Source organism: Synechococcus sp. Tobar12-5m-g, assembly GCF_024345415.1.
GTDB lineage: Bacteria > Cyanobacteriota > Cyanobacteriia > PCC-6307 > Cyanobiaceae > Regnicoccus.
On record NZ_JAGQBB010000027.1, the window covers coordinates 20734 to 31753 of the forward strand.

Sequence of the window (11020 nt, forward strand, 5' to 3'; positions counted from 1 at the left end):
ACACGTCCTTCTTCCCCTCCCATGTCCACCGCCATTGCCCAGCAGAAGATCCGCATCCGCCTGAAGGCCTTTGACCGCCGCATGCTGGATCTGTCCTGCGACAAGATCATCGAAACGGCCGATCACACCGCTGCCACAGCGATCGGGCCGATCCCCCTTCCCACCAAACGCAAGATCTACTGCGTGCTGCGCTCACCCCACGTCGACAAGGATTCCCGTGAGCACTTCGAGACCCGCACGCACCGACGCATCATCGACATCTACAGCCCCACGGCCAAGACGATCGACGCCTTGATGAAACTCGATCTGCCCAGTGGTGTGGACATCGAGGTCAAGCTCTGAGCCTCCCCTGCGGCCGGATCCCGGCTTCAGGGGGAGCTCCGACTTTCTAGGCTGAAGCGAGCTTGTGATTCCGGGCTGTCGCTTAACGTCTGCAGCTCCCTCTCGCACCGTTTCCCTTTGACGCGCCCCTGCGCAGGACCTTCGTGACCGATCTGGCTGTCAGGGAACTTCCCCTCTTCCCATTGCCGGATGTGGTGCTCTTCCCCCAGGAGGTGCTGCCGCTTCACATCTTTGAGCCCCGCTACCGCATGATGTTGCGCACCGTGCTCGAAACCGACCGTCGCTTCGGTGTGGTGCGCTGGGATCCCCAGGAGAAGCGGATGGCCTCCGTGGGTTGCTGCGCCGAGATTCTCCAGCATCAGACCCAGGACGACGACCGCAGCAACATCGTGACCATGGGGCAACAACGGTTCCGCGTTCTCGAAGTGGTGCGCGAGGCTCCGTTTCGGGTCGGCATGGTGAGCTGGATCGAGGATCAGGCCAGCGGCACTGGAGACGCGCTCAGCCAGCTGGCCAGCGAGGTGACCCAGGCCCTCCGTGACGTGGTGGACCTCACCGGCAAGCTGATCGGCAAACCCACCAGCCTGCCCAACGACCTGCCCGACCTGCCCAGGGAACTGTCGTTCTGGATCGGGTCCCATCTCGGTGGACCGGTCGCTGACCACCAACAGGCCTTGCTCGAACTCACCGACACCACCGAACGGTTGCGCCAGGAGTACACCCTCCTCGACCAGACCCGCCGTCAGTTGGCGGCGCGCACCGTCCTCAAGGACACGTTCAAGGGCATGGGCGAGGCCGGCCAGGACCCAGCCTGATGGGTCCTGGCCTCTTGCCCGGAGTTCTGCTGCTCGGCATTGCCACCGCTGGGGCTGGCTGGCTGGCCTACCGGCTATGGCAGCGCCGCAGCCGTCGCTACGAGGACCAAGCCAGCGTCGCCCAAGCCTACGACCGCTGGACCCAGGACCAGTTGCTCGAACGACTCTGGGGGGAGCATGTCCACCTGGGCCATTACGGCACGCCGCCTGGCCAAGCCGATTTCCGTCAAGCCAAGGCCGCCTTCGTCGATGAACTGGTGCGCTGGAGTGGGCTCGATCAATTGCCGGCCGGCGCCAGGATTCTTGATGTGGGCTGCGGGATCGGCGGCAGTGCCCGCATGCTCTGCCGCGGCTATGGATTCGAGGTGCTGGGCATCAGCATCAGCCCGGCCCAGATCGAGCGGGCCCGGCAACTCACCCCAGCCGGACTCCCCTGCCGTTTTGCCGTCATGGATGCCCTCGACCTGGACCTGGCGGACGCCAGCTTCGACGCGGTCTGGAGCGTGGAAGCGGGACCCCACATGGCCGACAAGCAGCGCTATGCCGATGAGTTGCAGCGGGTGCTGCGCCCTGGCGGCCTCTTGGCGGTGGCTGATTGGAACCGGAGGGATCCGGCCTTAGGCGGGCTGTCGAGCCTGGAGGGCTGGGTGATGCGCCAACTGCTCGATCAATGGGCCCATCCGGAGTTCGCCAGCATTCCCTCCTTTCGCCACAACCTGGAGCGCAGCCCCTTTTCCAACCAGGCCAGGGTGGACACCGCTGACTGGACGGCCGCCACCCTGCCGTCCTGGATCGATTCGATCCTTGAAGGCTTCCGCCGGCCGGCTGCCGTGCTCGCGCTGGGCCCCCTTGCCCTGCTGCAGGGGCTGAGGGAAACACCGACCTTGCTGCTGATGCACTGGGCTTTCTCCACCGGCCTGATGCAATTCGGCGTCTTCCGTTGCCGGAAGCTCCAGGCAGTCGCGGCTGAGCCCCAGGCGCTCCCGGGGAGCTAGGGATTGTGGGGGCCTCCGGTGGCAACCTCCAGCCCCTCGCCGTTGTCGTCGTTGAGATTGGTGATCGGATAGGTGCCGAACAGGGCCAGATGCTGGCAATGCCCGGAGAGCTCCTCGATGGCCTGCTCCAGGGGCCTGGGGTCGGCAGGCAGCTCCAGATCCACAAAGAAGAGATACTCCCCCATCTCCCGCTTCGAAGGGCGCGACTCGATACGGCTCATGTTCAGCTGCCTGCGGGCGAAGCAACCGAGCGCCTCCAGCAGGGCGCCGGGCCTGTTCGCGTGCAGGGAGAAGGCGAGGCTGCTGTGGGTGCAGGCGGACGCCATGGCCGGCTCCCGCTGCAGCAACAGAAAACGGGTGCAGTTTCCCGGCACATCATTGATCGGATAGGCCAGCACCTCCAGGCCATGCTGGCTGGCCGCCTCCAGGGAAGCCACCGCGGCGCGGAAGTGGCTGCCCCGCACCATGCGAGAGGCTTCCGCCGTGGAGCTGGTGGGCAGTTGCCAGGCGGCGGGCAGATGGTCGGCCAGCCACAGGCTGCACTGGGCCAGGGCCTGGGGATGGGACAGCACCTCGCTGACACCGCTGATCGGCCCACTGCCCAGCAGGCCATGGCGGATCGGCAACACCAGACCACGGCGGATCCTCAGCTCCGAATGCTCCCAGAGGGCATCCAGGCTGGCCGTCACCCCTCCCTCAACGGAATTCTCGACAGGCACCACGGCGGCGTCGCACTGGCCATCCGCCAGGGCCTGGATCACAGCCCGATGCCCGTTCTGGGGGACCAACTCCACCGCAGTGAGGCCTTCGAGGTCCGCCAGGATTCTGGCCGCTTGCTCGCCATAGGTGCCGACGGGACCAAGAAAGGCCAGACGCATGACGCAGGGGGGTGAGACGTGGGTGGATAGGATCATCTCCCGCCGCCCCCCCTGCGCCCGGCGATGCCCCTGGCCTTCAGCGCCAGCCAGATGCTCAAGCTTCCTGTTCCCGAACAGACCCAGCGACTGGCTCTCTACCTCGACGACGACGACCGGATCGTCCGGGCCCTCCTGGATGCCAGCCAACTGGATCCGCTCGGTGAGGGTCACTATCGCTATGCGGTGAAACCCTTGAAGGCCTTTCAGCTCCAGATCCAACCGGTCGTGCAGCTCCGCACCCAGCGGGCGCCGGGGCGCCTGGAGATCGAAGCGCTCGACTGCCACCTGGAAGGTTTCGATCTGGTCGACGACTTCGCCCTGACGCTGAACTCCTGGCTCAAGGCCACGGAGAGCGGCCTGGAGGGGGAAGCCCATCTGGCCGTGTCGGTCAGTCGACCGGGGATCCTCAGCCTGATCTCCCCGAAGGTCCTGGAGGCCACCGGTCGCTCCCTGCTGGGCGGCATCCTGCTGGGAATGCGCAAGCGGGTGGGCCAGCAACTGCAGAGTGATTTCAGCCACTGGTGCAGGGAACGCTGAGCACGCGGCGGAGAAAGGTCTGGCGATGCAGGGGCGTGGGGCCGAACTCCTGCAGGGCGTTCCGGTGAACGGCCGTGCCATAGCCGGCATTCCGCTCGAGGCCATAGCCGGGATACCGATTGGCCAGGCGCTGGATCAGGGCATCCCTGGCCTGCTTGGCCAGCACACTCGCTGCCGCAATCGACAGGCAACGGCCATCCCCCTGCACCAAGGTGAGCTGCGGGGTGGCCCAGTTGCGCAACGGCAACACCCCATCCACAAGCACCAGCCCGGGAACCTGGGGCAGCCGCTGCAGGGCCCGCAGCATCGCCGTCTCGGTGGCCCAGCGAATCCCACGGCGATCGATCTCGGCGGCGGAGGCCTGGCCCAGGGCCCAGGCGCCGGCCCTGGCCGTGATCAGCGGCACAAGACTCTGGCGCCGGCCCGGTGAGAGGGCCTTGCTGTCGGTGAGGCCCGCGGCGGCAAGGGGTGCAAGGGACCCGGCGGGGAGCACCACGGCCCCGGCGAAGACCGGGCCGAACAGGCAGCCCCTGCCCACCTCATCCACACCGGCGCAATCGCCGGGTTCCTGGCCACAGAACGCGGCGACCAGCTCCAGCTTGGGTCTCAGACCGTGGCCGAGGAACGGCGGCGGCGGCGGCGGGGCTCAGCCCCCTCGGTCTCCGCTTCGGGTTCAGCCGGTAGCTCAACCACCGCCACGGCGGCTGGACCACCGTCACCGTTCGAGGCCGACCGCGTCCGGGTGACCTTGCGGGACAGCGGAACCTGCACCAGCGGGACTTCGATCACGGTGGTGACGGGGGGCCTGGCTTCTTCGAACTCCAAGGGCATGGGAGTGATCTCGACTAAAACCTCGGGATCTTCGGCTGGGCTGCTGAATGGCGGGCTGTCTTCGGCGGCGGGGCGGCCGTTGACGGTGGCCTCGTTGCCACTGCGGCCGCCACGGCGGCGGCGACGTGAACCGCTGGACACCTGCTGCTGCCGGGCCGCCTCGAGCACGGCATCCGGATCCTCACCCGGCCGCACGATCCGCACCATTAGGTGATCGCCCATGGGTGGAGACTCCAGCAAAAGGGCTGGATTGAGACCAAGCCAGCCATAGACCAGCTCCTGGTCGGACTCCATGGGGACCGCCACCAGCTCAGACTCCTGACGACGGCTGACCGGTTCACTGACAAAGGGCGTTTCGGCCGCTTCGGTGGACGGGGATGGCTCGGCGCCTGGCAGGCCTCCACTCACCTCGATCGGCTCAGCGGAGCGGCCGCCCCTGCCACCACGGCCACCACGGCGGCGTCCTGGAGATTCCCCGGTGGCCGGGCTGGGCACCTCGGCCCGGGCCGATGCGGCCGAGCGCACCAAACCCGTCACAGTGGCGAGGGGCTGGAGCGTGTCCGTGCCGGGCAGCACGGCGACATGGCCAAGGCCGCCGCAGCTGGGGCAGGCACGGCCGAACAGTTCGTAGATGTTCTGGCCCTGGCGCTTGCGGGTGAGTTCCACCAGGCCCAGTTCGGAGAGCTGGGCGATCTGGGGGCGAGCGGTGTCGTGACGAACGGCCTGGGTGAAGTGCTCGAGGAGCATCAACTGATCACGCCGCGACTCCATGTCGATGAAGTCGATGATCACGACACCGCCGATGTTGCGCAACTTGAGTTGACGGGCGATTTCGGCCGCCGCCTCACAGTTGGTCCAAAGCACCGTTTCCCGCGCATTGGCCGATCGGGTGAACGATCCGGAGTTCACATCGATCACTGTGAGCGCCTCGGTGGGCTCGATGATCACGTAGCCACCGGAGGGCAGATCAGCCCGGGGTTTGAGCGAATCCCGGATGGCCGCATTGACCCGGTAATGCTCGAGAATATTGGTGGACTCCGCGTGGTGCTCAACCAGGAGATTGGCCTGGTCGGCGCCGAGGAAGTCATTGACCCTGGCCACAGCCGCAGGCGTGTCAACGATGACGCGGAGCACTTCGGGGCTGTAGAGATCGCGCAGCACCCGATGGATGAAGTCCTCGTCGCGGTTCAGCAGCACCGGCGGGCTGGCCGTCTCGGCCGCTTCCTGGATGGCTTCCCACTGGCGCAGCAGGGCTTCGAGGTCGTCGATCAGCAATTCCTCGCTGATGGCCTCGGCCTCCGTGCGCACCAGCAGACCGGCGCCCGGTGGCTTGATCAGCACCCCGAGGGCCCGCAGGCGGTTGCGCTCGTTCTCGCCATTGATGCGGCGTGAGATGCTCACCCCCTGGCCATGGGGCTGGAGCACCAGGTAGCGGCCCGGCAGGGTGAGATTGCCGGTGAGCCTTGGCCCCTTGGTGCCGGTGGGCTCCTTCATCACCTGAACCAGCACCTTCTGGCGCGGCTCGAGCAACTCGGTGATGCCGGCCGCCCCTTTCCTCAGGCGCAGGGGCCCGAGGTCAGTGACGTGGATGAAGCCATTCTTTTCGCTTTCGCCGATGTTGACAAAGGCCGCATCGATTCCCGGGAGAACGTTCTCGACCCTGCCGAGATACACATCACCGATCTGATAACGGCCTTGGGCGACGACCAGTTCATCAACCCGTTCGTCGTTGAGAACCGCGGCGATGCGCAGTTGCTCCGCAATGACGATCTGCTGGGGCATGGAGGATAGTGGGTGGCTCAGTGGAGCCTTGCCATGGGATGGGGGAGGTTCCCCCGGGAAGCAACCACCCGCTTGGCAGAGCGTGCTGCAAGGCCGCTCGAGTGCTGCTGCAGGAGGAAGACGGAAGAAAAAGTCTGGAGAGGAGGCGACTCTGGAGGTTCATCCTCCGGATCACGTCAATGCTGCCGGAACTGGGTAGGTCCGACCAGAGCAGGGAACCGTGTCTACGGAATGATGGGCCGCGTGAGGCGTAGCCCGCTAGAGAAGCGTTTGCAGTTTCAGGAGCTACAAACGAGACTGCCGTCTTGCTGGGAATTTAGCATGGTGTGCAGCCGGGGGTGCCGCGTAGGAGGATGGGCAGCTGCTTCGAGAGCGCGCGGCCGCCGTGGTTCAGATCAACGCCAACTACCTCAAGCTCAAAGCGGGCTATCTCTTCCCGGAGATCGCCCGTCGGGTGAACCAGTTCTCCGCCACCCACCCCGAGGCACCCCTCATTCGCCTCGGCATCGGCGACGTGACCGAGCCCCTGCCTGAGGCCTGCCGCACGGCGATGAAAGCCGCCGTTGATGCCATGGGCAGCCGGGATGGATTCCACGGCTACGGCCCCGAACAGGGTTACCCCTGGCTGCGCGAAGCAATCGCCCGCCACGATTTCCAGTCCCGCGGCTGCAATGTGTCCGCCGAGGAGATCTTCGTCTCCGATGGCTCCAAGTGCGACAGCAGCAACATCCTCGACATCCTTGGGCCGGACAACCGCATCGCCGTGACCGATCCGGTCTATCCGGTGTACGTGGACAGCAACGTGATGGCAGGCCGCACCGGTGCTGCCGATGCCAGCGGCCGCTATGGCGGCCTCACCTACCTGCCGATCACGGCCGCCAACGGCTTCGTCGCCCCACTGCCCGATGGCAAGGTGGACCTGATCTACCTCTGTTTCCCGAACAACCCCACCGGCGCGGTGGCCAGCCGGGAGCAGCTCAAACGATGGGTGGCCTACGCCCAGGACAACGAGGCCCTGATCCTCTTCGACGCCGCCTATGAGGCCTTCATCCGCGACCCCGAGCTGCCCCATTCGATCTACGAGATCGAGGGAGCCCGCCACTGCGCCATCGAGTTCCGCTCCTTCTCGAAGAACGCCGGCTTCACCGGCACCCGCTGCGCCCTCACCGTGGTGCCCCGGGACCTGATGGGCAAGGGCCCAGGTGGCGAGCCGGTGGAGATCTGGAGCCTCTGGAACAGGCGCCAGAGCACGAAATTCAACGGGGTGAGCTACATCGTGCAGCGCGGCGCCGAAGCGGTGTACTCCCCCGATGGCCAGGCCCAGGTGAAGGGGCTGGTCGATTTCTACATGGAGAACGCGGCGATCATCCGCCAGGAACTCACGGCGGCAGGTCTGCAGGTTTATGGCGGCGAGCAGGCTCCCTATGTGTGGATCCAGGCGCCAGCGGGCCTCGATTCCTGGGGCTTCTTCGACAGGCTGCTGGGCGATGCCCACGTGGTCGGCACCCCCGGCAGCGGCTTCGGCGCCGCCGGCGAGGGCTACGTCCGCCTTTCCGCCTTCAACAGCCGCGCCAACGTGGAGGAGGCGATGGCCCGGATCAGCCGAAGCTGCCTGGCGGGTCCCGGCAAGGTTGCTGCCTAAATTGGACCATCCATTCTGCTGTGGCCATGTCGGTTGAAACGCCGACCCGCGCTCCCGGATGGGCCGCGGTGATCGAGAAGGAGGTGCAGCGGGTCCGCAAGCCATCCCCCCGCTACCGGGTGCTGCTGCACAACGATCCGGTCAACTCGATGGAGTACGTGGTCTCCACCCTGCGCCAGGTGGTGCCGTCCCTCAGCGAGCAGGACGCCATCGCCGTGATGCTCGAAGCCCACAACACCGGCGTCGGACTGGTGATCGTCTGCGATCTGGAGCCGGCAGAGTTCTACAGCGAAACCCTCAAGGGCAAAGGGCTCACCAGCACGATCGAGCCGGAGGGCTGAGTTGCCAGGCCTTGGCCAGGGAAGGCCCCACTGGCGGGGCACCCTGCTCTATGTGCCCTTGCTCTATGCAGCGGGCTGGTTGGGGGCACGGCCGCTCGGGCTGATCGCCCCTGGCTTGAGACCCGACCAGTTGGACCTGGCCGGACTGGTGGTGGCCCTGGCCCTGCTGCTGCTGACCTTGCCGGTGAGGCTGCGGCGGGCCTGGGGGGATCCCCGGCCCTGGCACAGGCTTGGACTGCGGCGGCCGCCCAGCGTGGCGCTGCGGACCCTGCTGCGGGGCCTGCTCAAGGCTCTGCTGCTGCTGGCCCTGGTGGCGGCTGTGCTGTTCGCCACCGGACAGGCCGCCTGGTCCTGGCGCCTGGGCTGGGGCGGTGCACTCAATGGCCTGGCCCTGACGGCCGGGGTGGGATTTGCCGAAGAGCTTGTGTTCCGCGGCTGGCTCTGGGGGGAGCTGGGGCTCCAGAGCGGTCCCCGGTGCTCGCTGCTCCTGCAGTCCGCGGTGTTCGCTCTGCTGCATCCCTGGTACCGGGTGGAGGGGCCTGGTGCGATCGGGCTGCTGGGGGGGCTGATCCTGCTGGGGGTCGCCCTGGCCCTGCAACGGCGCGCCGACGGCGGTGCTCTCTGGGGAGCGATCGGGCTGCACGGGGGGTTGGTGGGCGGTTGGTTCATCCTGCAGTCAGGGCTCCTGGAGGTTTCCAGCGCCGCACCGGCCTGGCTGGCCGGGCCTGGGGCCCCCAGTCCGAACCCGATCGGCGGGGTGGTCGGCTGGCTGGGGCTGGCGGCGCTGCTGCTGCTGCGCAGGTCGTACTGGCAGGAGTAAGCCGCTTCCCCAGGATCCGGGGGCTTCCAACGCACGCTTCAACGCAAGGCGGTGGCCAGGGCTCCACGGCCCTCCACAGGTGCCCGCAAGGCCTGCTCCAAGGGAGCCTGGCCGTAGTCACGCTCCAGGAGGGCCATCACGGTGCGGCCGAAATCCTGGGGATTGGTCTCGAAGGCCTCCAGACAGATCCGTCCGAAGGTGCTGCCCATCGGCTCGGGATTCCAGAGCAGCTTCCGGGCGGTCCAGGGCATCATGCTCATCGGGTTGTACCCAGGTTCGAGCAGGCCCTGCTCGAACCCGTACTGCTCAAGGTGGGTGTGGGGCTGAAGGCCGATGAAGAAAATGGCGGGCTCCACTTTGTCGGCGCCGAAGATCCGCTCCAGTTCCCGGTGATAGGCCACCGTCTGCCGAATCGTTTCGGGCCGCTCATCGATGACGTTGAAGGAATAATTCACCGAGACCTGCTGGCGGAAGCCAGCCTCGGCCAGAAGTTTGCAGTTCTCCAACACGGTGCGGAGGTTGTATCCCATCCGCATCTTGCGCACGAGCTCCTGGCTGCCTGAAGTGATGCCGATCTCGAAGTAGCTCATGCCCGTTTCCACCATCAGGGCGGCCAGCTCAGCATCGAGGTTGTCGGCGCGGATGTAAGCCGCCCAGTGGATATCGGTCATGCCGCCCGCAGCAATCGCCCGCAGCAACTCCTTGGCATCTTCGATGTAGCGGCGGGCGGGGATGAACTGGGCATCGGTGAACCAGAATCCCCTCACCCCTCGGTCGTAGAGGTCGCGCATCTCCGCCACCACTTCCTCTACCGGATTGACGCGCACCTGCTTGCCTTCGACCACGGTGTAGACGCAGTAGCAACAGTTGTGGGGGCAGCCACGCTTGGTCTGCACGCCCACGTAAAAATCCCCTGCCTCGAGGTACCAGTCGAGCTGGGGCCAGATCGAAGCGATGTAGTCGTAGTTGCACGCGGTTTTGACCAGGCCGGTGGGCTGCTCATGGACCAGCCCCGGCCGGGGAGGCTCCCCGACCACAAAACAGCGTTCGCCGGCCAGGGAGTCGCCACGGATGAGCTTCTCGAGCAGGGGCTCCCCTTCCCCCACGGACACCACCGTGCCCTTCGGCAGGATCTTGCCGAGTTGCTCGTAGAACACGCTCACGGCTCCGCCGCCGATCACCACCCGCGCAGCGGCCTGGAAACGCCGGGCCCGGCGCAGGGACCGGCGCACCAGACGCAGGTTGCGCCACAGCTCGCCATAGAACGCCGCCATCAGCCGCAGGCCCCCTAGGGCGCCGCGCAGTCGCCGCAACGGGTTCAAGGCGTAGAACACCTCGAAGGAGTTCTGCAGCGGGTTGCCACCGCGGCCGTCCACCGGGGCATAGATCTGGATGTCGCGCCAGGAAAACACCAGCACGGTGGGCCGGAAAGCCTCCACCTCCAGCAGCAGAACCCGCTCGACATCGAGCACCGGCGAAGCGGCCAGATCGAGGAGGCGCTGGGGCAGTGCAGGGAAGGCCTTGTGCAGGTGATCGGCCAAGTAGATGGGCCCGATCGGGAAGATCGGATTGCAGGGCAACCGGATCAGCAGGACCCTCTCACCACTGGGAGCTACCGGCAGCTGCCCGGAATCCTTCGGTTGGGAAGCGGCCCCAGTCATCGGCCCGTTCAAAGCGGAATCGGACGCTAACCAGCTGGATCCGGGGCCAGCGGACCAACCCGAAGCGAAAGCCTTCCACACACAGCGCAAAGATCCGTTACATTGCCCAAGGCGATGGGGCTGCTTTGCCAGCACCACAGGCTCAAGGAATCCTGCCTTCAAGCCAGATCGCCCTACTTCCTCGTCCCTTCGGGGGCACTATCTCTCGTTCTCATGACCTCAACCCTTCAGCAGCGCCAAGGCGCCTCTGCCTGGAGTCAGTTCTGCGAGTGGGTCACCTCCACCAACAACCGCCTCTATGTGGGCTGGTTCGGTGTGCTGATGATCCCCACCCTGC

Annotated in this window: 11 protein-coding genes and 1 pseudogene; 8 read left to right on the top strand and 4 right to left on the bottom strand. The window is 66.3% G+C overall.

The features are described from left to right. Nucleotides 1-21 precede the first annotated feature (21 nt). The 3 genes from rpsJ to KBY66_RS13690 all read left to right on the top strand — a co-directional run bounded on the left by rpsJ (nucleotide 22) and on the right by KBY66_RS13690 (nucleotide 2152). Nucleotides 22-342 carry a 30S ribosomal protein S10 gene (gene rpsJ, locus KBY66_RS13680; protein WP_071800890.1) on the top strand — a complete coding sequence of 107 codons (321 nt, stop codon included), beginning with the start codon at nucleotides 22-24 and terminating at the stop codon, nucleotides 340-342. A 143-nt stretch (nucleotides 343-485) separates the two neighbouring features. Next, nucleotides 486-1157, top strand: a complete 672-nt coding sequence (locus tag KBY66_RS13685) for an LON peptidase substrate-binding domain-containing protein (RefSeq protein WP_255090171.1) — start codon at nucleotides 486-488, stop codon at nucleotides 1155-1157. Beyond that, the gene (locus tag KBY66_RS13690) at nucleotides 1157-2152 is read left to right on the top strand and encodes a methyltransferase domain-containing protein (protein WP_255090172.1); all 996 of its coding nucleotides are present in this window, start codon (nucleotides 1157-1159) and stop codon (nucleotides 2150-2152) included. The genes KBY66_RS13685 and KBY66_RS13690 overlap by 1 nt, the downstream gene beginning before the upstream one ends. On the opposite strand, the gene pheA is transcribed toward KBY66_RS13690, so the two are convergent. Beyond that, nucleotides 2149-3030 (bottom strand): prephenate dehydratase, encoded by an 882-nt coding sequence (gene pheA / locus KBY66_RS13695; RefSeq protein WP_255090173.1) that lies wholly within the window; start codon nucleotides 3028-3030, stop codon nucleotides 2149-2151. The genes KBY66_RS13690 and pheA overlap by 4 nt on opposite strands. A gap of 63 nt (nucleotides 3031-3093) precedes the next feature. Here pheA and KBY66_RS13700 point away from each other — a divergent pair, with 63 nt between their 5' ends. Continuing rightward, the gene (locus tag KBY66_RS13700) at nucleotides 3094-3606 is read left to right on the top strand and encodes a DUF1997 domain-containing protein (protein WP_255090174.1); all 513 of its coding nucleotides are present in this window, start codon (nucleotides 3094-3096) and stop codon (nucleotides 3604-3606) included. On the opposite strand, the gene KBY66_RS13705 is transcribed toward KBY66_RS13700, so the two are convergent. Together KBY66_RS13705 and KBY66_RS13710 are read right to left on the bottom strand one after the other, a co-directional pair. After that, the gene (locus KBY66_RS13705) at nucleotides 3581-4198 is read right to left on the bottom strand and encodes a ribonuclease HII (RefSeq protein WP_255090179.1); all 618 of its coding nucleotides are present in this window, start codon (nucleotides 4196-4198) and stop codon (nucleotides 3581-3583) included. The genes KBY66_RS13700 and KBY66_RS13705 overlap by 26 nt on opposite strands. 14 nt (nucleotides 4199-4212) lie before the next feature. Next, nucleotides 4213-6219 (bottom strand): Rne/Rng family ribonuclease, encoded by a 2007-nt coding sequence (locus KBY66_RS13710; RefSeq protein ID WP_255090175.1) that lies wholly within the window; start codon nucleotides 6217-6219, stop codon nucleotides 4213-4215. A gap of 385 nt (nucleotides 6220-6604) precedes the next feature. On the opposite strand from KBY66_RS13710, the gene KBY66_RS13715 reads away from it, so the two are divergent. The 3 genes from KBY66_RS13715 to KBY66_RS13725 are packed head-to-tail and all read left to right on the top strand — an operon-like array spanning nucleotide 6605 to nucleotide 9022. Next, nucleotides 6605-7861 (top strand): LL-diaminopimelate aminotransferase, encoded by a 1257-nt coding sequence (locus KBY66_RS13715; RefSeq protein ID WP_255090176.1) that lies wholly within the window; start codon nucleotides 6605-6607, stop codon nucleotides 7859-7861. 26 nt (nucleotides 7862-7887) lie between these two features. Beyond that, the gene (clpS, locus tag KBY66_RS13720) at nucleotides 7888-8202 is read left to right on the top strand and encodes an ATP-dependent Clp protease adapter ClpS (RefSeq protein ID WP_255090177.1); all 315 of its coding nucleotides are present in this window, start codon (nucleotides 7888-7890) and stop codon (nucleotides 8200-8202) included. A 1-nt stretch (nucleotide 8203) separates the two neighbouring features. Then, nucleotides 8204-9022: a CPBP family intramembrane glutamic endopeptidase gene (locus tag KBY66_RS13725; RefSeq protein ID WP_315855517.1), complete on the top strand. Its 819-nt coding sequence runs from the start codon at nucleotides 8204-8206 to the stop codon at nucleotides 9020-9022. Between the two features lie 38 nt (nucleotides 9023-9060). On the opposite strand, the gene KBY66_RS13730 is transcribed toward KBY66_RS13725, so the two are convergent. Next, nucleotides 9061-10683, bottom strand: coding sequence for a photosystem II high light acclimation radical SAM protein (locus KBY66_RS13730; protein ID WP_255090178.1), 1623 nt, complete (start codon nucleotides 10681-10683; stop codon nucleotides 9061-9063). A 114-nt stretch (nucleotides 10684-10797) separates the two neighbouring features. Here KBY66_RS13730 and KBY66_RS15935 point away from each other — a divergent pair. Continuing rightward, nucleotides 10798-11020: pseudogene (locus tag KBY66_RS15935) on the top strand (hypothetical protein); the annotation flags it as partial.